Source organism: Acinetobacter sp. CY81 (assembly GCF_059515925.1).
Genome location: NZ_JCAKNC010000001.1, coordinates 328243 through 349766, shown reverse-complemented (window position 1 = coordinate 349766; position 21524 = coordinate 328243). Strand labels below are relative to the sequence as shown.

Annotated in this window: 21 protein-coding genes; 9 read left to right on the top strand and 12 right to left on the bottom strand. The window is 36.2% G+C overall.

The window, feature by feature from the left end:
- The first annotated feature begins 239 nt into the window (after nucleotides 1–239).
- Nucleotides 240–1406: a methionine adenosyltransferase gene (metK, locus tag AC5YDM_RS01655; protein WP_496150391.1), complete on the top strand. Its 1167-nt coding sequence runs from the start codon at nucleotides 240–242 to the stop codon at nucleotides 1404–1406.
- 130 nt (nucleotides 1407–1536) lie between these two features.
- Here the strand turns inward: metK and AC5YDM_RS01650 are convergent, their stop codons facing one another.
- A complete protein-coding gene (locus AC5YDM_RS01650; RefSeq protein ID WP_496150550.1) occupies nucleotides 1537–1782 on the bottom strand; it encodes a hypothetical protein in 246 nt (81 codons plus the stop codon).
- A gap of 361 nt (nucleotides 1783–2143) precedes the next feature.
- On the opposite strand from AC5YDM_RS01650, the gene AC5YDM_RS01645 reads away from it, so the two are divergent.
- Nucleotides 2144–2350 (top strand): hypothetical protein, encoded by a 207-nt coding sequence (locus AC5YDM_RS01645; RefSeq protein WP_496150390.1) that lies wholly within the window; start codon nucleotides 2144–2146, stop codon nucleotides 2348–2350.
- Between the two features lie 41 nt (nucleotides 2351–2391).
- Here the strand turns inward: AC5YDM_RS01645 and AC5YDM_RS01640 are convergent, their stop codons facing one another.
- Both AC5YDM_RS01640 and AC5YDM_RS01635 read right to left on the bottom strand, forming a co-directional pair.
- Complete coding sequence (locus tag AC5YDM_RS01640) at nucleotides 2392–3033, bottom strand: LysE family transporter (protein WP_496150389.1); 642 nt, start codon at nucleotides 3031–3033, stop codon at nucleotides 2392–2394.
- Nucleotides 3034–3202: 169 nt separating this feature from the next.
- On the bottom strand, nucleotides 3203–3784 hold the full coding sequence (locus tag AC5YDM_RS01635; protein ID WP_496150388.1) for an FxsA family protein: 582 nt from the start codon (nucleotides 3782–3784) through the stop codon (nucleotides 3203–3205).
- 122 nt (nucleotides 3785–3906) lie between these two features.
- On the opposite strand from AC5YDM_RS01635, the gene ruvC reads away from it, so the two are divergent.
- A complete protein-coding gene (gene ruvC, locus AC5YDM_RS01630) occupies nucleotides 3907–4452 on the top strand; it encodes a crossover junction endodeoxyribonuclease RuvC (protein ID WP_496150387.1) in 546 nt (181 codons plus the stop codon).
- A 43-nt stretch (nucleotides 4453–4495) separates the two neighbouring features.
- Here the strand turns inward: ruvC and AC5YDM_RS01625 are convergent, their stop codons facing one another.
- The gene (locus AC5YDM_RS01625; protein WP_496150385.1) at nucleotides 4496–4828 is read right to left on the bottom strand and encodes a hypothetical protein; all 333 of its coding nucleotides are present in this window, start codon (nucleotides 4826–4828) and stop codon (nucleotides 4496–4498) included.
- Nucleotides 4829–4899: 71 nt separating this feature from the next.
- A complete protein-coding gene (locus AC5YDM_RS01620) occupies nucleotides 4900–6429 on the bottom strand; it encodes an NAD(P)H-hydrate dehydratase (RefSeq protein WP_496150384.1) in 1530 nt (509 codons plus the stop codon).
- A 22-nt stretch (nucleotides 6430–6451) separates the two neighbouring features.
- Here AC5YDM_RS01620 and queG point away from each other — a divergent pair, with 22 nt between their 5' ends.
- Together queG and bioB are read left to right on the top strand one after the other, a co-directional pair.
- Entirely contained in the window at nucleotides 6452–7543 is a 1092-nt protein-coding gene (gene queG, locus AC5YDM_RS01615; protein WP_496150383.1) for a tRNA epoxyqueuosine(34) reductase QueG, read from the top strand.
- A 293-nt stretch (nucleotides 7544–7836) separates the two neighbouring features.
- Nucleotides 7837–8826, top strand: a complete 990-nt coding sequence (gene bioB / locus AC5YDM_RS01610) for a biotin synthase BioB (RefSeq protein ID WP_496150382.1) — start codon at nucleotides 7837–7839, stop codon at nucleotides 8824–8826.
- A gap of 152 nt (nucleotides 8827–8978) precedes the next feature.
- Here bioB and AC5YDM_RS01605 read toward each other — a convergent pair whose 3' ends face one another.
- On the bottom strand, nucleotides 8979–9188 hold the full coding sequence (locus tag AC5YDM_RS01605; protein ID WP_496150381.1) for a hypothetical protein: 210 nt from the start codon (nucleotides 9186–9188) through the stop codon (nucleotides 8979–8981).
- Nucleotides 9189–9422: 234 nt separating this feature from the next.
- On the opposite strand from AC5YDM_RS01605, the gene AC5YDM_RS01600 reads away from it, so the two are divergent.
- Complete coding sequence (locus tag AC5YDM_RS01600; protein WP_496150380.1) at nucleotides 9423–9656, top strand: DUF2171 domain-containing protein; 234 nt, start codon at nucleotides 9423–9425, stop codon at nucleotides 9654–9656.
- A gap of 218 nt (nucleotides 9657–9874) precedes the next feature.
- On the opposite strand, the gene tauD is transcribed toward AC5YDM_RS01600, so the two are convergent.
- The 4 genes from tauD to tauA are packed head-to-tail and all read right to left on the bottom strand — an operon-like array spanning nucleotide 9875 to nucleotide 13532.
- Nucleotides 9875–10732 carry a taurine dioxygenase gene (tauD, locus tag AC5YDM_RS01595; protein WP_496150378.1) on the bottom strand — a complete coding sequence of 286 codons (858 nt, stop codon included), beginning with the start codon at nucleotides 10730–10732 and terminating at the stop codon, nucleotides 9875–9877.
- Nucleotides 10733–10768: 36 nt separating this feature from the next.
- Nucleotides 10769–11680, bottom strand: coding sequence for a taurine ABC transporter permease TauC (tauC, locus tag AC5YDM_RS01590; RefSeq protein ID WP_496150377.1), 912 nt, complete (start codon nucleotides 11678–11680; stop codon nucleotides 10769–10771).
- A gap of 1 nt (nucleotide 11681) precedes the next feature.
- On the bottom strand, nucleotides 11682–12467 hold the full coding sequence (locus tag AC5YDM_RS01585; RefSeq protein WP_496150376.1) for a taurine ABC transporter ATP-binding protein: 786 nt from the start codon (nucleotides 12465–12467) through the stop codon (nucleotides 11682–11684).
- Nucleotides 12468–12500: 33 nt separating this feature from the next.
- Complete coding sequence (tauA, locus tag AC5YDM_RS01580; RefSeq protein WP_496150375.1) at nucleotides 12501–13532, bottom strand: taurine ABC transporter substrate-binding protein; 1032 nt, start codon at nucleotides 13530–13532, stop codon at nucleotides 12501–12503.
- 447 nt (nucleotides 13533–13979) lie between these two features.
- On the opposite strand from tauA, the gene AC5YDM_RS01575 reads away from it, so the two are divergent.
- Complete coding sequence (locus tag AC5YDM_RS01575; protein ID WP_496150374.1) at nucleotides 13980–15893, top strand: lipase family alpha/beta hydrolase; 1914 nt, start codon at nucleotides 13980–13982, stop codon at nucleotides 15891–15893.
- A gap of 315 nt (nucleotides 15894–16208) precedes the next feature.
- Here the strand turns inward: AC5YDM_RS01575 and AC5YDM_RS01570 are convergent, their stop codons facing one another.
- Nucleotides 16209–16892 carry a metallophosphoesterase gene (locus AC5YDM_RS01570; protein WP_496150373.1) on the bottom strand — a complete coding sequence of 228 codons (684 nt, stop codon included), beginning with the start codon at nucleotides 16890–16892 and terminating at the stop codon, nucleotides 16209–16211.
- A 98-nt stretch (nucleotides 16893–16990) separates the two neighbouring features.
- Between AC5YDM_RS01570 and AC5YDM_RS01565 the strand changes: the two genes are divergently transcribed.
- Both AC5YDM_RS01565 and AC5YDM_RS01560 read left to right on the top strand, forming a co-directional pair.
- A complete protein-coding gene (locus AC5YDM_RS01565) occupies nucleotides 16991–17140 on the top strand; it encodes a hypothetical protein (protein WP_496150371.1) in 150 nt (49 codons plus the stop codon).
- A 199-nt stretch (nucleotides 17141–17339) separates the two neighbouring features.
- Nucleotides 17340–19553: an ankyrin repeat domain-containing protein gene (locus tag AC5YDM_RS01560; RefSeq protein WP_496150370.1), complete on the top strand. Its 2214-nt coding sequence runs from the start codon at nucleotides 17340–17342 to the stop codon at nucleotides 19551–19553.
- 348 nt (nucleotides 19554–19901) lie between these two features.
- On the opposite strand, the gene AC5YDM_RS01555 is transcribed toward AC5YDM_RS01560, so the two are convergent.
- Complete coding sequence (locus AC5YDM_RS01555) at nucleotides 19902–21185, bottom strand: DUF3800 domain-containing protein (RefSeq protein WP_496150369.1); 1284 nt, start codon at nucleotides 21183–21185, stop codon at nucleotides 19902–19904.
- Between the last annotated feature and the right edge of the window lie 339 nt (nucleotides 21186–21524).

The following is a 21524-nucleotide window of genomic DNA, read 5'->3' as shown; positions in this document are numbered from 1 at the left end:
AATTATTTTTAGAAGTGACATAATGAAGAATAAGATCTCTCTTAATGTGCTTGAGCATTTATCTATTTCAAACTGAAATCAACATCATTTGACAGCTTTATCAGTTTGATAGATGTACATATCAATTAAAAAGGCATTAAATTGACATAATTTCATGCTTTTTAGTCAGGTTGAGCTAGTCCAAAAGTCTAACTCGATGTACCATATTGCGTCTTTTAAATTTAACTGTGATAGGACTTATGCGCGAGTACGCTGTATTTACTTCAGAATCTGTAAGCGAAGGCCATCCAGATAAAATGGCTGATCAAATCAGTGATGCTATCTTGGATGCAATCTTAAAAGAAGACCCATATGCGCGGGTTGCTTGTGAAACGCTTGTAAAAACAGGTGCTGTAGTTCTTGCAGGTGAAATCACAACAACTGCAAACGTTGACTTCGAAGCAATCGTTCGTCAAACGGTAAATAACATTGGTTATAACCATTCTGAACTCGGTTTTGATGGTTCGACTTGTGCTGTATTAAATATGATTGGTAAACAATCTCCTGAAATTGCTCAGGGTGTTGACCGTCAAAAGCCTGAAGATCAAGGCGCAGGTGACCAAGGTTTAATGTTTGGTTATGCAAGCCGTGAAACTGATGTGCTAATGCCTGCACCTATTTCTTATGCGCATCGCTTAATGGAAAAGCAGGCTGAACTTCGTAAATCAGGTCAATTGGCTTGGTTACGTCCAGATGCGAAAAGCCAAGTTACTTTTTCTTATGAAAATGGTTTGCCTGTTCGTTTAGATGCAGTGGTTTTATCTACACAACACAATCCAGAAATTTCACAAGCTGATCTTAAAGAAGCGGTGATTGAAGAGATTGTTAAAAAAGTTATTCCTGCTGAAATGTTCCATGCAGACACTAAATTCCACATCAACCCAACGGGTATGTTTGTGATTGGTGGTCCAGTGGGTGACTGTGGTTTAACAGGTCGTAAAATCATCGTTGATACATACGGTGGTATGGCACGTCATGGTGGTGGTGCATTCTCTGGTAAAGATCCATCAAAAGTTGACCGCTCTGCTGCTTATGCGGGTCGTTATGTTGCAAAAAATATTGTAGCAGCGGGTCTTGCAGACAAATGTGAAATCCAAGTGTCGTACGCAATTGGTGTTGCAGAACCAACTTCGATTTCGATTAATACATTCAACACAGCAAAAGTGTCTGAAGAATTAATTATTGCACTTGTTCGTGAGCATTTTGACTTACGTCCATACGGCATTACACGTATGCTTGACCTAATCCAGCCAATGTACCAACAGACTGCTGCTTATGGTCACTTTGGTCGCGAAGGTTCTGATACTGCATTTACTTGGGAAAAAACGGATAAAGTTGAAGCATTACGTGCTTCTGCTGGTCTGTAATTTTCATTTAGTATTTAGCATAAAAAAAGCTCACAAATTTGTGAGCTTTTTTTATATCTATTTTTTTGTATTGATATGCGATTTTATGACCTGAGCATTCAGTTTTCGAAAATGATAAACTCAAAAATCTTTAATTCTGTTTTTGATTGCCCTGCTCTAAGGAGTTTAAAAAACCTTGTTGTATCGGTACACTTTGGTGGTCTTGTAAATAAACATGTCCTACCTTAAAGACAATCGCTACCATCAGACATGCAAAAATGCAAAACATCCAAAATCCATAAGGTGTTCGAATATTCTGTGATCCGCAGCTCTGACAAACTTTCTCGGAAGACTGTACAGTCTTTTCGCAACATGCGCAGTGATACTGATAATGCATCATTTTTTACTCCCAGCTTGGTCGTTATTTTTATTTTAGCTATATTATTTTAACGCTTTAATTATATTATGAGACATGATTTACATTATCAACATATATTTTAATCAATAATCATCGCGATCATATCAATAATATTTAAATGATAAATTTCAGATAGATAAAAATATATCAGTTAAATTTAAAAAATCTTACAAACGTAACAAAAAATTCACTCATTATTATTTCTAATTAAATAATTTAATTAAAGTAAAAGAATAAAAGTCTAATTTCAGATCGTTCATGTTGAGAAATAATAAATCACCAACTCTCAAATAGTAAATTATTATAGAATGTCCTTTTACAGAGCAATTTGGAGTTCGAAATGGTTCAATTGATTAAAAAAGGTGGTTTGCGTGAACGAGCGAATCGTAGCCGAACTTATCAAGGCTCTGAAAATACAGAAACTACCCTTCGCCCAAATTCATATCACGATCCTAAGAAACAAGACTCAGTTCACGACAAAGCAATGAATGACGCAGAATTAATCACAGTAAAATCGGTTGATCCATCCAAACCTGATTCAGTTTAAGCTTGATATTAGGTTATATGTAGTAGATTCTGGGTAATCACTTAGAGCATTAAAGAAATAGCATCCGACCATAAAATAATGGCGAAAATTAAAAAGAGCGCGCCCGATAGAACATCAATATAACTCCCTGATCTTTGGTAAGCAGCTTTAATTTTTGGCATAGACATGATTAACATAAAGAGCGCAAAGACCAAAAAAGTTTGAATCGGGATGATCACAGCCAATTGTGTTTTTAGGTCACTTGAAGCGGATGAACTCAATGCCAACGAAAAAACACTACTAAAATAAATCAACGTTTTTGGATTAGATAAGTTAGTGAACAGACCCAATAAAAAATAGTTCTGAGATTTACTTTCTTGATTTGCTTGAGAGGTGTCGATTTCAAAGCTCTGGTTTAATGTAGCCAAACCGCCCTTTAACATTGCCCAACCCATTTTGGCGAGAAATAATCCGCCGATCAGCATCAACACCTGTTGAATCCAAGGAAACTGCGTGATTAGTACAGTGAAGCCGAGTAGAGTTAGAACGACCCAGACCAAAATCCCAACTGAAATACCCAAAATAATTTTAAGTGTATTCATTCGAGTGTTAGAAGCTGAGCTTTTTGCAATCAGTAACACATCAGGACCGGGGGTAAACTGAGCCACAAAATGCAAAATACAGATCGTCAGGAGCAAGGACATAAATTGGCTTAAACATAAAATAATGCGTGAATTATAACAATTCTAGATTTCGTCTTGCGCAATCTCTCTAGCTAAATTGCAATTTTTATGCTCATCCATTCCAATGAGAACATAAAAAAGCCAAATCAAATGATTTGGCTTTTATAAAAAAGAAAATGATCCAGCATGTTTATTTAGGATTCACATCTTTCATTTGAATTTGCTTTGCATCTGGCGTAACTTCGCGCGCTTCGCCATCAATAATAGTTGAATCACGACCACCACGACCTTGTTGATTTTGTGCTTCTTGCATCTGGCGCATTAAATCTGCAAATGGGTTTTGACCTTGAGCATTGCCGCCCATACCATTCATATCGCCCATCATACCACCCATCATTTTTTCCATCATGGCTTGTTGACGATTCATCATGGTTTTCATCATGATCGCTTTAAACGCACGTTGTACAGGTGGGATTAAAATTAACAAAGCAATTAAATCAGTCATCAAACCCGGAATCATCAAAAATAAACCCGCGATAATTTTGGGTAAATTATTGGTTAAATTCGGATCTGCACTCATTTGACCTTGTTGCATTTGTTGCATCTGTGGCATTAGACCCGCAGCATGTGTACGAATCATATTCATACCAATAAAAAATGCTGCAATGAACCAGAAGAATACGTACCACATACTTCCGACGAGATCACCTACCCCGATCCATACGAATATTTCAAGGACGATACCAACTAAAACAATAAGAGCTAATTTCATGGAAAGTAATCTAATCTCAACAGAATGAATAAATTGCGGTAATCATATGCTTAATCTGTATCAAGCTTTTTTCATACACTTATGTAACAATATGGGCATTATATTATTTTTAAAGTCTTTTAATGTCACTAATTATTGGAATTGATCCAGGTTCACGCTTAACTGGCTACGGAATCATTCAAAAAGAAGGTCAAAAGCTAATATTTGTCGATGCTGGAACAATTCGAACTGAAACACCTGAAATGCCAGAACGATTGAAAAGAATTTTTGCGGGTATAGAACGTATTGTGAAATTTCATGGTCCGACTGAGGCTGCTGTCGAACAAGTGTTCATGTCTGTCAATCCTGATTCTGCCCTAAAACTCGGACAAGCTCGCGGTGCTGCCATTGCTGCTTTGGTCAATTTAGACTTACAAGTTGCAGAATATACTGCACGTCAAATCAAACAATCTGTAGTCGGTTACGGCGCAGCAGATAAAGAACAAGTCCAAATGATGGTAATGCGTATTCTAAATCTCAGCATCAAACCACAACAGGATGCAGCAGATGCGCTCGCAACAGCAATTTGTCATGCGCATGCATCAGGTAGTATGACAAAATTAGCGGTATTGAATGCCTTAGGTGGTATGGCTCGTGGTCGTACCCGAGGTAGCTCACGTAGACGTTAAACTTTAGCTTTTAATAAGCTAAAACTTAATGTTAAAAAAGATGTTAATCCAAATAAGGAATAACATCTTTTTTTATTTCTTTCATTGAAGGCTTTTGAGAATAGGTAATCGTCGCTCTACGACCAAAATTACGAATATTCTTCTTCTGATTAGGATCAATCCGAATGATAACCAATTCATCAGGTTCATTTCGATGATTGATTTCGCAAATCATAATTGTGCCTTGCTTTTCAATCACTTTATATTTTGGAAAAGCTTTCTGAACAGCTTGTTTCAGTGATTGACTCTCAAGCTTTGTGCCACTCGTCATTTGCGTATACGCCACTATTCCAATACAGATCACTAGAACAATGGTAACGATCAAATACTTTTCCATTTCCCCCCCTATTTTTTAATGATTATTAAAAGTAATATTGTTGAAGTAATCAGGTTTTATTCGTAAATGCTTTATTTCATTTCTAATGAATGATTCACAACATGATAAATGGCTTGATTCATATGATGTGCCTGCAATCCACGCATACCCTGTTGAGCCAAATAATCTCCTGCCAAAGCATGTAAAGTCACAATTTGATGTAATTCAATTTCATCAAATTGAGCTTTCAAACTTGCGATCATTCCTGCAAGTACGTCACCCATACCTCCTGTTCCCATTCCTGCATTGCCTGCAGTACAAATCCAAGGGACTGATTCTGGGTTATTCGACTTAAATTCATTTTTTAAAGTCTGTAGAGTTAAACTTCCTGCACCCTTCAGTACCCATTGTCCCTCATATTTTTCTTGTAATACTTGAATTGCCAAAAGTCGATCAGATTCAACCTCTTTCACAGTCGTATTTAACAACTTTGCAGCTTCCCCTGGATGCGGTGTGAGAAAGCACTGTCCATGCACTTTTTGAGGATGCAATGCCAAAAACCATAAAGCATCAGCATCAAGCACCAGTTTAATTTTAGAATCAACCAAAGCGCCTATCCAATCCTGATAAATACCTTCTGCCCATTCATCTCTACCTAAGCCCATGCCAAAACTGACCGTATCGACTTGCGCGATTAAAGCTTTAATATCATCTCGAGCAAAGCCATTAATATCTCTGACCATAATGTTTGGTGAACGCGCCAAAATCGAAGCATGATGTTTTGCATCACAAACAATACTGACTTTACCCGCACCTGCATAAAAAGCGGCCTCAGCAGCCATGATCACAGCTCCCCCCATATCGGCATGACCACCAACTATCAAGACGTGCCCATAACTCCCTTTATGCCCAAAAGCTTGACGTTGAGGGAGTTTGATTTGACTTGATGAAAGTTGAGCAATAGGTTTTAGTTCGTGATCTATTGGAATGAGTGAAACCGTTTCAATCTTTCCTGCGTATTCTTTGCCTTGCCCTGTAAATAACCCTGCTTTCAAAGCCAATATACTGTAAGTGGCATCTGCTTTAATGGCACAAGGCAGTGGTTGACCTGTATTTGCATGTAGCCCACTCGGAATATCAATAGAGATCTTGAAACCTGATTGTGCATTGATAGATTGAATAATTTCTTGCCAATATTTATTTAAATCACGATTAAGTCCAATGCCAAATAAAGCGTCAATATACACATCATAGTTTTGTTGAAAATCAAAACCTGAATAGATTTTCAGTTGAGAATCTAATTTTTGTTCGATCTCACGTGCTTCTTGATAAGCCAAAGTTAAAGATTCAGATGTTCCTCGATCAGCAGCATAAATATCTATCTTAAAGCCTTCTTCAGCCAAATACTTCGCTACCAAATAACCATCCCCTGCGTTGTTACCCGTTCCACAACAGACCGCAATACTTTTGACTGGATTCTTTATCACAGTAAAAGAATTTATTAATCGTCGAGTGATTGTCCAAGCAGCTTGCTGCATCAGCCCATACGCGCTGTTTTGTTGACTAAACCAACGCTGTTCCCATGCTTGTATATCTTGGCTGTGATAAACTGACTGACGCATTATTGTTCCCTATTATTTGGTTATGGCTCAATCCACTTCTTTAGAAAAAATCCCTGTAGATCAGCAAGATCCTATTGCATTGAAAGCATGGATTAAAGCACAAGCATTGGACTTGGGTTTTTCTGATTGTGTCATCGCCAAACCAGATGCTCAAGCAGAATTAGCACGTTTTCAAGAATATTTAGATCGTGGTTATCATGGCGATATGAAGTTCTTAGAGGAAAATTTAGAAAAACGTGCCGATCCAACTTTATTGGTTCCAGGAACAAAAAGCGTGATCTGTGTGCGCATGGATTATTTGGTTGAAACACCAAAGCCACGATATGTTCCAAATGAGCCCAACTCTGCCATTATTGCAAGATATGCACGTGGTCGTGATTACCATAAAACCATGCGTGGTCGTCTCAAAATATTAGCGACGAAAATCCGCGAAAAAGTGGGGGATTTTGAATCTCGACCTTTTGCGGATTCAGCTCCAATCTTTGAAAAATCTCTCGCTGAAAATGCAGGCATGGGCTGGACAGGCAAACATACCCTACTCATCCATAAAAAAGCAGGCTCTTTTTTTGTATTGGGTGAACTGTTTAGCTCACTTGAACTCCCTTTTGACTTACCCGCAACGAAACATTGCGGATCATGCACCGCCTGCATTGATATTTGCCCCACACAAGCTATTGTCGAACCCTACATGCTTGATGCTCGAAAGTGTATTGCTTATTTAACTATTGAATATCAAGGCATTATTCCTGAAGAATTGCGACAAGGTATAGGTAATCGTGTCTTTGGTTGTGATGACTGCCAGCTGATTTGCCCGTGGAATAGCTTTGCCAAAACCACAACCATTGAGGATTTCCACCCTAGACACAATCTTGATCAAGTTGATCTGCTGGAACTCTGGGATTGGGATGAAACCACCTTCCTCGCCAAAACAGAAGGTAGTCCATTGCGTCGCACAGGCTATCAAAGCTTTATGCGTAATATCGCGATTGGACTCGGTAATGCACCATATTCTGAAAAAATTATCGAAACTTTAACCCGCACGCGAATTGATTATGATGAGATTGTGCAAGTCCATATTGACTGGGCAATCGCACAACAGCAACGTAAACGGTAAATATTTTATTGGTGTTTTAAAATATTTTCATCAGCCAAACTTGAAAACTGAACATGTTTTACAATTTTAAATGCACGTTAGCGACCAGTTCATGACAAATTAATTTCAAAAAAAACTTTGCGAACATTTAATAAGAAATATAAGTAAGTTTGTAACTAAATCAACAATTTTAATTTTCAATCAACATGGCAAAAATGATGATTTTTTCTCAACAATATTGTCATTTTTTACACTTTGTCTTCTCAAAAAAAGCAGTATGATCAAATCAGTGAATTTAATGAAATGGACAAAATATGAATGTACGCAATGATTGGACGCGTGATGAAATTCAAAAAATGTATGAACAACCTTTTTTAGATTTGGTTTTTGAGGCTCAACGTATTCATCGTCAACATTTTGATGCAAACAGCATTCAGGTGAGTACTTTGCTTTCGATTAAAACAGGAAAATGTCCTGAGGACTGTAAATACTGCTCTCAATCGGCACGTTATGACTCTAAATTGGAAGCTGAAAAACGCATCGAAGTTGAGAAAGTGATTAGTGAAGCCAAAGAAGCCTTGGCATCTGGTTCATCTCGATTTTGTATGGGCGCTGCATGGCGCAATCCACATGAACGCGATATGCCCTATGTCCTAGAAATGGTGAAAGAAGTAAAAGCCTTAGGTCTAGAAACCTGTATGACTTTAGGCATGCTCAATCAATCTCAAGCAGAGCGTTTAAAAGATGCGGGATTAGATTATTACAATCACAACTTAGACACCTCTCGTGAATATTATCCAAATGTGATTACCACTCGCTCTTATGATGATCGCTTAAACACTTTAGATCACGTACGCCAAGCAGGAATGAAAGTATGTAGTGGTGGAATCGTCGGCTTAGGTGAAAACAGTAAAGATCGTATCGGTTTACTGCATGAACTCGCAACCTTAGCAATTCACCCTGAATCTGTACCAATTAACATGCTTGTTCCGATTGAAGGAACACCTTTAGCTGAAGTTGAAAAGTTAGATGTTACCGAATGGATTCGTACCATTGCTGTTGCTCGAATCATTATGCCTAAAAGTTATATTCGTTTATCTGCAGGGCGTGAGTCACTTTCTGATTCAGATCAAGCATTGGCATTTATGGCAGGTGCAAACTCACTCTTTTCTGGTGAAAAATTATTAACTACGCCGAATGCGGGTGAAGGTCGTGATAGACAGCTGTTTAACAAATTGGGCTTAAAAGCTGAAAAAGCAAAACCGAGTGTTGCTGAACTGACCATTGATGCAATGGCAAGTTAGTTTGGTTTGAGTTCATTTTTATCTCTGAAATAAAACTGAACTATGTCTTACCTATAATAATAAAACCCAATCTAATATTGGATTTTATTATTGATGGAAATGACATTTAGATTTCAGTTAATATAAATAGCACGTACTTACTTTAGCTCATCTTAAAGCGAAGTAATCAAAATTCCATAAGATGCGTTCAGGTAATCCCCTTTTTTAATACGATCTATTCCATTGGCATTATGTACAAACAGCTCTTTGGTTAACGCATCATATTCAAATCGATCATAACAATCTTGATGCAGTAACAACCACTGTAAAGTATCCGCCATTATTTCATCGACAACATAGGTATCTGAATTAAAGTTCTTCATCGTTTACATCATCGCTATCAGTGATTTATTACATGACCCATTTTATTTTAAATAGGATGAACTGTGTTTATATTTTCAAGCCCCTTCATAAAATTTTAAAAATCTAAGTTTTACAGAAATACCTCAACGTAACTTAATTTAAGCGTTTGTATCAGAAATGCTCGATTTGCAACATTTGCCAAGGATGTGCGTTAGGGTAGCTATTCAATATTAACGCAGTAAGTGAGAGATTAAATGTCTACGATTAATGTGAATGATATTAAACAGCATGCAACTGTTATTGCAGCTTGCGGTACAAAAGTCGGTGAAGTAGATCATCTAGAAGGTAGTAATCAAATTAAACTGACCAAACACGGCGATGGTCATCATCATTTAATTCCAACGTCTTGGGTAAGTCAAATCAATGATAATCAGGTTGTTCTGAATAAAGACTCCGAAGAAGTTAAAAGTGAATGGACTGCTGTGTAATTTAACGGTTTACAACTTCAAGTATCATTCCAAATTATTCAATATAAATTCAACTATACGATTTGAATTAAGTATCGAATGAATTAAATAGCTTTTATTCAAATCATTTTATTATTGGTATTTATTGTAAAACTAAATAAATGTAAATAATAAAAGCCCTAACATCTAGGGCTTTTATTTTATATAACTCAGATTAAAAGCATAAACCAATGTATATATCAAACGTGGATTGAATCCTTCTTTTGATAATATGGACGTGAACCATTGATTGTTGCACGGTGCATTACTCGATGTGCATCTCCATAATCAAAAAGTGCTTTATGCTGAGTACAACGATTATCCCAAATCGCAACATCCCCTTCTTGCCACTGCCATCTGATGTGAAACTCAGGTTTGACTGCATACTCAAATAAATATTCTAAAATCTCACTACTCTCATTTTCATTTAACTCATTAATATGTGTTGTAAAACCTTCATTCACAAATAGAATCTCTTCTCCTGTTTCAGGATGAGTTCTTACAACAGGATGAATGACTGGTGGATTTTTGATAAAAGATTGTTCCAATCGCTGACGATCTTCTAGCGTCGTCGCATATCGTTCAAGCGGGAACGATTTACGAATATCATGCGTAGCAGTTAATCCGCGTAGTTGCTCTTGGATATCAGCAGATAACGCTTTAAAAGCCGCAATGCCACTTGCCCAAAAAGTATCTCCTCCAAACTCAGGAATTTTAATCGCTTGTAAAACACAACCTAAAGGTGGTGTTTGACTAAAAGTCACATCGGTATGCCAAAGATCATTATCACGCAAATCTTGTCGTAGGCTATCCAAGACAATCACTTCAGGGGCATCTGGCAAAGCGGGATAAATAGGATGAATGTGCAGATCACCAAAGGATTTCGCCAAACTTACTTGTGATTGAGCATTCAATTGTTGTTGTCTAAAGAAAATTACCTGATAATCAATTAAAGCTTGATGAATTAAAGATATTTTATTTTCATCCAAATGATTCAAATCTAAAGCGTGAATAATGGCACCAATATTTGGATTAATTTTTTCAATGTGTAATGACATGTCTCATCTTCTATCTATTAAGCTCAAAGCGGCGACTTAAATCTGTTGCCCATACCAAGGCGCAAGTTGCTTTTGCAACCATCTTAAAAAGAGTTCAAAACTCACCGCAACAATTGCGATCACGATAATTCCCAATACAACTGTATCCGTAATTAAGAATTGAGCCGCCGATTGCACCATAAACCCAATCCCACGATCTGCTGCGACCAACTCTGCTGCAACAAGTGTCGACCAACCCACACCAAGTCCAATTCTTATGCCCGTTAAAATATGAGGTAATGCGGTGGGTAAAATTACATGCTGAATGACTTGTAAGCGTGATGCTCCTAAAGAAAGTGCGGCACGCTCACGGTTCAGTTGATGGCTCAATACGCCATGCGTGGTACTGATGATGATAGGTGTAATAATCGAGAGAAATATCAATAAAATTTTTGTCGTTTCACCAATACCAAACCAAATAACCAACAAAGGCAAATAAGCCAAAGGTGGAATCGGACGCAGTAACTCCACCAACGGATCAAGTACAGCTCTCGTCCATCGATTTAAACCCATCCATAAACCCAATGGCACACCAATGATAATGGCAAAAATCAGTGCACTAAATACACGTCCAATACTTTGGGCAAGATGTTGCCACAAGGTCGCCTTCATGAAACCTTGTTGGCTGACTTGAAGAAATTTATGCCATACTGCAGCTGGACTGGGTAAAAATAATTCTGGAATCAGATGCAATGCTGAAACTAAAAACCAAATCAACAACAGTGTGACTACACTAAAAATACTAATCAGAAGACTTAAATTTGATTTTAAAAAATTGGAAAATGAAGACGACTTTTTATTCTCAATTATTTTTTTTGTTGAAATCTCTTTTGAAGCCACATCCTTTTTATCAGTTACATGAATATTGTTTAATGGTTTATAAATCGCTTTGTCTGCTTGAAAACTCATTTTAAACCTCCAAGGCTTGTGCTTTTTGATCACGTAATCGTTCGAATAATTGCTCACGCAATTGAATGAAATTCGGATCTGACTTAATAGATCGGATTGACTCACCATCACGATATCGTTGCGCAAAATCTAACTGTAGAATTTCTTCGATTTTCCCAGGACGAGCTGTCATCAAAACCAATTGATGGCTCAATAAAAGTGCCTCTTCAATATCATGGGTAATTAAGAAAAAACCTTTGTTTTCATTGATCCAAAGATTAAGTACGAACTCTTGCATGGTTTCACGAGTAAAAGCATCTAATGCAGCAAAAGGTTCATCTAGTAAAATAAAGGGTGCATGACTAATCAAAGCACGTGCTATGCCTACTCTTTGTTTCATGCCACCTGATAATTCCCAGATATTTGACTGCGCAACGTGTAATAGTCCAACCGTTTCCAAAATACGATGGACTTCTGACTCAATCTGTTTTTTTTCTAACCCTTTCAGCTTTAAAGAAAATCCAATATTTTCTGATACCGTTAACCACGGTAATAAAGCGTGATCTTGAAAGACGACAGCACGTCGTGCATCAGGTTTGTTCAAAACCTCATGATCAATTTTAATCAGCCCTGAACTGGCATGTTGAAATCCAGCTAGAATATTTAAAAGCGTGGTCTTGCCACAACCAGACTCGCCCAAAACTACAGTCAACTTGGACTGTTCAATATTGAGATTAATATTCTCAAGTATCGCTGTGCTTTGATTTGGATAACTTAGGCTAATATTTTCAGCTTTTAGAATACTCATTTTGCTACGCCTCGCATTTCAAGTTCTCGGGTTTTATTTTAAGAATGCTGAAGTCGCATTTTCTTTATAATCTGCTTTGACTTGATCGACTTTGCCTTGAGATTTTAAAAATGTTGCCGTATTCAAAATAACGTTCGGAAATTCTTGATTAAGACTTTCAATTTGCTGCTGTTGATTCAGATAAACATTCCCTGAAAGCAATAATGGAATATCTTGAGATGACGAACCCGTTAAGGTTGCAATCTTATTCAAATACTCTGCGTTGGTTTCAAATGCTTTAGAATCTTGATTATATTGATCAATTTTAGCCAATGAGGTTTGAGTAAATGATTTAAGAAATTCTGGATTTTTCGCTGCAAAGTCTTTGCGAACCACCCACACATCAAAGGTTGGAGCCCCCCATTCACTGACCTGTTTTGAATCAGTGAGAATTTTCCCTGTTGTTGAAGCTTTACTCAATGCAGGTTCCCATACATAAGTGGCATCGATGTCACCACGCTCCCAAGCTGCAGAAATTTCTGGTGGTCTCAAGTTAATCACTTTGACTTCATTTTCACTAATGTTCCAATGTTTCAATGCTGACAACAAACTGTAATGTGCTGTAGATACAAATGGTACGGCTATCGTTTTACCTTTTAGATCTTGAGGTACAGCAATCCCTGATTTTTGACTGACCACCAATGCTTCCGAACTGCCTAATTTTGCAGTTATAAAAAACACTTCAATGGGCAAATTACGACTTGCTGCGGCAGCCAATGGACTTGTACCGATATTTCCAATATCGACATCGCCTGAAGCCAACGCATTTACTACATCCGCACCTGTATCAAACTTTTTCCATTCGATCCTTTGCCCACTATTTTTCTCATATTCACCATCTGCTTGAGCGACTTTGGTTGGATCAACCCCAGTCTGATAAGCGATAACGACGGCTTCAGAAGACTGTGCATTTGAAGTAATATTTTCATTTGATTTTGATGCTGTTTTATTTTGATAAAATATAAACACCACAATTGCAATGATCACAATTGCTGTAATAGCTAAAGTTCTGGAAGTATTACTCATTTTAGGATTTGTCTAATTTTGTATTTATACAAATCTTAGAGACATCTTTTTATGATTAAAAATAACTTAATGATGATTGTTTAGCATAATTTTAGAATTCTTAAGATCGAATAAACTTATCTATAAATTTGATTATTGTTTTTTAATTCAGAATATTTGCGAACACTCCACAGAACCATTTAAGTGATTCTGAGCTAAAACATAGTCTCAACGGATTTGAATCAAATAGAGTTAGATCGTGCTGTATAGAAGATTGAAGAATATCTATTCAATCTCAAACAAATCATAAACCCTCAAATTATGCTTTTATTAAAAATATAAGGAAAATAATAAAAAGATCGATCATTTAAATACTTTTTACAAAATGAATCACTCCAGTAAATAAAACTATGCCAACAAGCTCACAAATAGTTAAAATAGATGCATTCATTTTTGTAGTCAGCCCGAATGATCAATCAATTTTTCTCTCGATATAAAATCAATACCAGATCCGTGAGCTTGGCAGTCATGTTGCTCAGTTTAAGCGGCTGTCAATTGGTTCAAATTCAAGAACATAAAATTGATGACACGATAAAAGTACGCTCTCAACATATAGTCAACAGTCACAAATTTAGTATTGATACCACAAGTTTACTTAAAATTTTATCTTATACGACCAATACCTGTTTAGCGCAATTTGATACTTGTACTAAACACATCTCAGCACAAAACGTCATTAGTCCTAGCGAACGCTATAGTGCATTGAGTGAACTATATCTAGCACAAGCATTAAATTTAGATAACAAAGCTTCACAGCAACAAATTGAAAAAGCCGCAAGCGCTTATGATCTCAGCCTAAAATATAGCTATGCTTATTTGTTTAAGTCTGGCTCAAACCCAAATCAGCAAACTTTTGATTTACGTCAAATGCAGGTCAGAACTTTTTATAATTATGCATTATCACGTTTAATGCGCTTACAGTTCCAAAATAATCCGACACAACATGCACTTCATGATTTTTCTGTAGGCAAACAAAAATATCGTATTGATTCAACTCATTATCCGGAATTACAAAAACTCAATATTCAAAGTCTTCAGTCAAGCTATGTTCTGAACTTTTCTGGTTTTGATAAGGTGAATCGCCAAGATGGTTTAGGCGCTGAATTTATTGTTGCTAGACAAAATGAAGCTAAAATTCCAAATGAGTTTATTTTAGATCCTATTACGCACTATGCTGATCAGCCTAATCCGCGAATTCATCACCCTCATTATTTATCTGTGACAGCTACAGTTCAGCCAGAACAACAAGCGGCTACAGCCGATGAGATCATTTCAGGTCAAATCCCATTTAATATTCATTTATATAACCCTTATCAACACTCAACTGCGACTCTAGATGGTCAAGAATATAACCTGACTGCTAACTACACTGCCCCTTTTGCCTATTGGTTAGCGCAAAATCAATTGGGGAAATCGGCATTTTTAAGTTTACTTGATCGTGTCGAATCTTTACGAATGCCTCATTTATATATGCTTGAGCCATATCAACCGAATAAAAAAATCGTTGTATTGGTGCATGGTTTAGCGAGTAGCCCTGAAACATGGATGAATCTGACCAATAATATTTTGGGTGATGTGACTTTGAGGGACAACTATCAAGTATGGATGGTATCGTATTCAACCAATATGCCCATTGTTGAAAGTCGCTTTCAGATACATGCCTTACTAAAACAAGCTTTTGCACAAACTCAGCCTTTATCTGCTTCAAGTCAAGATGCAGTACTGATTGGACATAGCATGGGTGGTATTATTAGCCGTTTATTGGTGAGTGATCAGGATATTTCGAAACAAGCAATTCCTTTGATGAATTACGAGCAATTTAGTCGTTTACAACAGAATCCTATTATTGGTGGGCGTTTTCAATTTAAATCTGATTTACCTTTTAGCCGCGCTGTTTTTGTCGCAGCACCACACCGTGGTAGTGATTTAACTGATCGTTGGTATGTCGAATGGGCAAAAAAACTCGTCAAACTACCAACTTCTTTTTTTGATCAGGTCAATATTCAACTTACTGGAAGCAAAAGTACGGAAGGTTTAGTCCAAAATGGCCCTGATGATTTAAGTCCAAGCTCACGTTTCATGCAATTGACCAACCAAGTCTTGCCTAAAGCTGATTTTCCTTATCATTCGATTGTGGGAAATGCCAAGAATACTCAAGTTCGTTCAGAAATGTCTGATGGTATTGTGCCATATACTAGCTCGCATTTAGATCAAGCACAGTCAGAAAAAGTTTTTAAAGGTGGCCATTCTATTCATGCTAAACCTGAAACTATTTTAGAGTTAAGACGAATTTTGCATGAGCATTTAAATGCTAAACCTTAGTCTTTGCTTTTTGGCTTAACTCATCTTCTCAAAGTTTTTTTTCATGGTTTATATGAATAATTTTTTATTCTCATAATTTACATAGTGCTTACATTATTTTAGGCATTAAAAAACCGCTTAGGATTAATGCACCTAAGCGGTTGTTTTATTTGGTGGGCCCAGACGGACGAAAACCATCACCTACCCTATTGTTTTTATTGCACTAATTACCTTTAAAAAAATACAGGATACAAACTAGGATACATGATTTAAGTGTTGTTTTTTTGATCAACTGAACTTTTTTCACCACCAAACTCCCCTCCCACATCACCAAGTTCATTGGATTTTTAAAATACAAAGCTTCTTGGTGAAAGAAGAGCCGACATCAATATAATGACAATTATCGATTTTAGTATGCTCTTTTACAATGGTGTGTCCTAGATAAATTTCATCAATACCATCAACAATATCGTAATGAGCTGATTGCTGGCGAATGCGCCCTCTTCCCCACAGCGCATTCACATAAGCCGATATTAGACCTGAAATTTTATAGTCACCTTTACCAATATCTTGCTTGAAGAGATTCCAATCATGGATGTCTATATCTGCATGCATAATACCGATTTTTTTACTTTCAAGTTGGACTTCAATAACCAAAGGGAGCTGTTTAAAGAGTTCGATAATTTCAAACTGTTTTCTCGCACTCAATTTATAAAACCACTCCCCTCCATTACGTGCATGCATATCTTTTATTTTAGGATCGTCAGGCGACCTTATGCACATTTCTTCATGATTTCCTCTTACACTGCGAAACCATGACTGATCTAATAAGGAAATACATTCTAAATTTTCCTCACCTCGATCTACAAGATCACCTGTACAGATCAGCAAATCATTGTGAAAGTCAAAATTGATAGTTTTCAGTTCTTGCATGAGCAAGCTATAAGAGCCGTGTAAGTCACCTATAACATATATAGATGAAAAGCTTTTACCTGTGATGCATTGAATCATGGTCAGCATTACGGAGCCCACTAATTAAAATTAAACCGGCTTTTGCTTTGCTTATTTTACTCTCTATTTCTTCCATAATCGCTCTATGTTAAATCAGGAGCAAAATTATGCCGTACTTATATCAGTGTGCAAATTGTTACACCACACTTTATGGAGACCCTCTACGAGAGGGTGAAAGCTATAGCTATGTAGTCAATGGAGAGCTGTGTTCTTCATGCCAAGATAACGAAGATGAAGACTACTATGACGATGATTAAAATGAAATTATCTAACAACAAAGACATACAAAATTATTTACGGCGACTATTACGTGATAAATCATTTAAAATCAGGAGAGGTAAAAAACATAATTTTTTAGAAAAAAATAATAAAAAATTATGTATTCCAAGTACTCCAAGTGATTTCCGAAGTTTCCAACAATTCACACACGATGTTAATAAATATTTAGGTCATTAAATGCAAAATACTATGAACACTTATCCCACTGCTCTCGTTTTCCTTAGAGAAATCAGTAATCATTTGGGGCTTAAAGCATATACAAAACTATCCGATGAAATTGATGAGCATATCTCAAACCCACACTACCCTCATTACTTTGAAGATAAGTTTTTAAAAGCACTTTTTACAAAACCATTTTTTTCAGCACAACTGGCTCAATTTTTAGTTCATGATACTAAAACGAGTATTAAAGAATACTATGGTTTTCAGCGCACATTTTCTTTTTGTGGTCAAAACAATTCAATCGATGAAACAGATTTCATTGATGCAATGATCTCTGTAAAAATATTGCCGTTTATCAAGAACAGGCTTACAAATTTAGGTTTAATTCCAAAGAACACTAAATCAAGATATCTTGAAGCTGTGTTTACTGCATACAAGCCTACCCAAAAAATTAATAAGGAAATGCAAGATCGTATACGTGTATGGAGTAATAACCAAGAATTGCCTGATATACATAAACTTATTGAATATGTAAAAATCTGTGACTTTAAAAAATACGATACTATTCTTTCGAGTCTCATACTTGCCAGAATGATAGATAGTTGCAATAAAGCAGGAATTATTGAGCAAAAATTCACACCTGCCGTATTTGATAAGTATATTCGACATGAACTAAATGAAAACAATGCACAATCGTATATGTGTATGTCAGTTCATGATCTATGTTATTCCTCTATTTTATGTATACCAAAAGAAGATATTGTCTTACCAGAATATAAATCAGCTAATAATGAAGCTTTGAGACGTATGTATTCAAAGCTAACGACTCTAGAATCGGCTCTTCAATACGCTTCTACGATGATTAATCTATTCCTAGAAACAATTGAACTTCATAAAGAATTCTCTCACTTACTATGGGCTGGCTTATGGGCACAGTCTCGCTATCATCTTTATACAGGTAACATTGAACAATCATTAGATAGCTATTTTGCATGCGTTGAAGACTGCATCAAATATGATGCTAGTTATTTGAAAGACATTGTTTATGAAATATTAGTCGTATGCTCTCTGCAAAAGAAAGTGAATAATGACTTCTTAAGAAAAATAGTAAATATAGCTATTCGTTATGGTTTACTCATGCCTAAAATTGATATCAATTTTGATGACCTACCAAAAAGATTCAAATTAGAGAATGTTTTCGAAGACTGGGAGCTAGTTGCCCTCAAATCTAAAGTGTACGATGTATTTAAAGAAGATTTGTTTGTAAAAGAAACTTGCAGCTACCTTAATAATATTCCCCAAAGTAGCCTTATTATCTTGGAAAATAATGTTCAGATTGACCTTAAATATCCGAACAAAAAAATAAATGTCAGTGTTGAGAAAATTTTTAAAATGCCTTCATTGCATTATTGTATTTTAAAACGTGATGTTGATGCTGTTAAAGCACTTCTAGAAGCATCTGCAAATGTGAATATATTAACCGACAAAGGTGATTCTGTTCTTACGTTATGTCTAAATGACAATATCATGGAATTAGATGAAACACAAAATCAAATTCTAGATTTATTACTTCAGCATAATTTCACCAAAGAAGTATTAAATACAGTAACCAAGAAAAAATGTTTAAGCACTTTGCACCTTGCTATAGCACTTGGTAACAGTAAACTTGTTGAAGAGCTAATTAGTCGTGGTTGTAATGTAAATATTATTGCTGATATTGATCAACATGCACCTTTACACCTAGCATTAAAACTATTACATCAAGTACAAAGACCAATTAGCTTTGAACAATATGTATTCCAATTTATGAATGCAACACCTATGCAAAGACAACAGACTGAATACAGTTTATATCGTCATTCAGGTGGCCAATTTAACTTGGATGAAGCATGGCAAAATATTCATACACCGCATGGACGCCAACTTTTTAAAGAAGTTTATGAGCTTATGCAACCAAAAATATCTGAGCTAGAATTAAGAAAGATTATTGATATTCTTTTGAAAGCTGGAGCTGATGTAAACCAAACTGCTAAGCGTCCTATATTAGGTTATACACCTTTGATGCTAGCAGTTGAAAGTAATGAATATGAAATTGCCCGCTATATGTTGGATCATTGTCATGGTGACTTAAATAAAACCTATGTAGACCCACGTGATGGACGACTAATCTCCTGCCAAAACATTATTAGTGAATACGAAGCTGAAAAATGTAAGGCTCTTTTAAGCTAATTTATTAAGGAGCTTCTCTGAAGAAAGGCTCCTGTCAGTAATACATCTCAAAATATAAATCAATATATCTCTTAACCACTTTATTAACAGGTACACCGCGCTATGTGATCCTAGCAAAAATAATGGACATGCCTGTCCCATTAACGCCAGAACGGTTGTCCACTTACAGCGTGATTACTGACTTAATCAGCGTGGTGGGTTTTATGATATTTTCAGTAATATTGAAACTGAATATCCTGAAGAAATGGTCGAAGCTTTGGCTCACATTATAGATATAGCAATGAATCAAAAATAACTGTCTGGTACTAGGAGATTCAAGCAAGGTTCTGTCCTCGCTAGAATATATAATTAAAGTAAGCTTTTAATCTTCAATACTTTATCGTTAGTTGATATTGGACCTATGTAATTTAAGAAATACATGCACTCTTGATTACTGTAATTTTCAATATCAAAGTAATACCCTAAACATTCCTTTTGATGAGCTGTCATGTCATTGATGATGTTTTCGATCTGATTGAACGGTGTTTCGAGTAGGAACTCATGGAATACTCGAACAAAGCCGATCAATACGTCTGAAAGCTGGACCATTATGTCACTATCTGAATCCAAAAACTCATAGTTTTTGTTTGGCCGCATTTTCCAATGCTTATTGATTACTGCTGCAACTTCTTCCTCATTATCGTAGTACTGTTGCGCTTTTGGAAAAGTATCAATTCTGATTTTGTAGTACTGATTCATTTGATCAATTAGCTGACTTTTAGACTCTCCTTCCAAAAATACGAAGCCATCACTGGATTCAGACCTGAAGGCCTTAAAAACATCTATCAGCATGTTTGTCAGATCTACTTGAATTTGTAGCCTATCAATGCATGCATCTCCTATATATCTTTCGCACAGTTGAATGAGCTCATTGATAAATTCTTGTTTATTGCCACTGTTAATATCTGGGTATCCAATTCGGAATGCCATTTCGAAAAATTCTTTTCGATACAAACGAATCATTTCGGACAATGCCACTTTAATTAGGGGCATTGAGTGACATTGATCTTCACTCCTTGGCTCGAATCTTGAGTAATAGATTTTAAATGCCGTTTCGCTTTCAAGAATGTCCACGATAGAAAAGTAGATCACATCAAGTACTTTGGTGTGCATAAATACTTTATTTTCAATCATCCACTTGAAGAAACTCTTTAATTTTGCGGATTTTAAAACATCTGGAAGTTTGCCTGTAGCTACATGCTTAAACTTAAATTCAGTCTGGGTCGGCTGCTTATTCATCCGTCTTAGCAGTACATCAATCTCTGCTTTAATATTTTCAATATTATGTATTTTCGGGTCGAAAGCCATGCCACCTAAAACAAATGGATTTGACTCACTATTGAGATACGCCGTATGACTGTACTCACTTGCCAGATACAGCTTTCTGAAATTATTGGTTTCATCAAAATACATCACATAGTCTTTTTGTGATAACGCGTCGGTTACTGGACCTAATGGATCTATTTTCAAAACTTTAATCTGCAGAGCCTGTTCAACACGCTCTGCACGTGTACCGCGTCTTTTTGCTTCACCCACAATGATCCCTTTTTTTAAGTTAATTCTATTAAGTTGGTTTCTGCTTGGTGGTTTCAAGTAAACCGTCTTATCAAAAGTAATTCTGTGTAAGTATAGTTAACTCTAAGTTTTAAGCCACATTATTACATGTTTAAGATATTGATTTATAAACATATAATTACCATATATTATAACCATAAGACGTAATCTAGCTATAGATTACGAGACATGGACTAGGAGCGACTCAGTAATTTATTGGAGCCAATAGCAATTTTCCGTACGGTTCAGATATAAAAATCCTGTTTTACAATCAAATAGAACTTGTGGTTTATTCTTAAAAGTAAACCAATTCTATTCATCTATAGCATCATAAGCAGATAGTTTATTTTTTATATCAACCAATTGAGCATTCAACAC

Bases quoted from the DNA above. Each gene is read 5' to 3' on its own strand.
- tauD (WP_496150378.1), bottom strand. From the start codon at position 10,732: ATGTCATTACACATTGAAAAAATTAATCCAAATATTGGTGCCATTATT.
- AC5YDM_RS01565 (WP_496150371.1), top strand. From the start codon at position 16,991: ATGCCGTACTTATATCAGTGTGCAAATTGTTACACCACACTTTATGGA.
- tauA (WP_496150375.1), bottom strand. From the start codon at position 13,532: ATGAGTAATACTTCCAGAACTTTAGCTATTACAGCAATTGTGATCATT.
- bioB (WP_496150382.1), top strand. From the start codon at position 7,837: ATGAATGTACGCAATGATTGGACGCGTGATGAAATTCAAAAAATGTAT.
- metK (WP_496150391.1), top strand. From the start codon at position 240: ATGCGCGAGTACGCTGTATTTACTTCAGAATCTGTAAGCGAAGGCCAT.
- AC5YDM_RS01600 (WP_496150380.1), top strand. From the start codon at position 9,423: ATGTCTACGATTAATGTGAATGATATTAAACAGCATGCAACTGTTATT.
- AC5YDM_RS01575 (WP_496150374.1), top strand. From the start codon at position 13,980: ATGATCAATCAATTTTTCTCTCGATATAAAATCAATACCAGATCCGTG.
- AC5YDM_RS01620 (WP_496150384.1), bottom strand. From the start codon at position 6,429: ATGCGTCAGTCAGTTTATCACAGCCAAGATATACAAGCATGGGAACAG.
- AC5YDM_RS01645 (WP_496150390.1), top strand. From the start codon at position 2,144: ATGGTTCAATTGATTAAAAAAGGTGGTTTGCGTGAACGAGCGAATCGT.
- AC5YDM_RS01585 (WP_496150376.1), bottom strand. From the start codon at position 12,467: ATGAGTATTCTAAAAGCTGAAAATATTAGCCTAAGTTATCCAAATCAA.
- ruvC (WP_496150387.1), top strand. From the start codon at position 3,907: ATGTCACTAATTATTGGAATTGATCCAGGTTCACGCTTAACTGGCTAC.
- tauC (WP_496150377.1), bottom strand. From the start codon at position 11,680: ATGAGTTTTCAAGCAGACAAAGCGATTTATAAACCATTAAACAATATT.
- AC5YDM_RS01560 (WP_496150370.1), top strand. From the start codon at position 17,340: ATGCAAAATACTATGAACACTTATCCCACTGCTCTCGTTTTCCTTAGA.
- AC5YDM_RS01605 (WP_496150381.1), bottom strand. From the start codon at position 9,188: ATGAAGAACTTTAATTCAGATACCTATGTTGTCGATGAAATAATGGCG.
- queG (WP_496150383.1), top strand. From the start codon at position 6,452: ATGGCTCAATCCACTTCTTTAGAAAAAATCCCTGTAGATCAGCAAGAT.
- AC5YDM_RS01635 (WP_496150388.1), bottom strand. From the start codon at position 3,784: ATGAAATTAGCTCTTATTGTTTTAGTTGGTATCGTCCTTGAAATATTC.
- AC5YDM_RS01570 (WP_496150373.1), bottom strand. From the start codon at position 16,892: ATGCTGACCATGATTCAATGCATCACAGGTAAAAGCTTTTCATCTATA.
- AC5YDM_RS01650 (WP_496150550.1), bottom strand. From the start codon at position 1,782: ATGCATTATCAGTATCACTGCGCATGTTGCGAAAAGACTGTACAGTCT.
- AC5YDM_RS01625 (WP_496150385.1), bottom strand. From the start codon at position 4,828: ATGGAAAAGTATTTGATCGTTACCATTGTTCTAGTGATCTGTATTGGA.
- AC5YDM_RS01640 (WP_496150389.1), bottom strand. From the start codon at position 3,033: ATGTCCTTGCTCCTGACGATCTGTATTTTGCATTTTGTGGCTCAGTTT.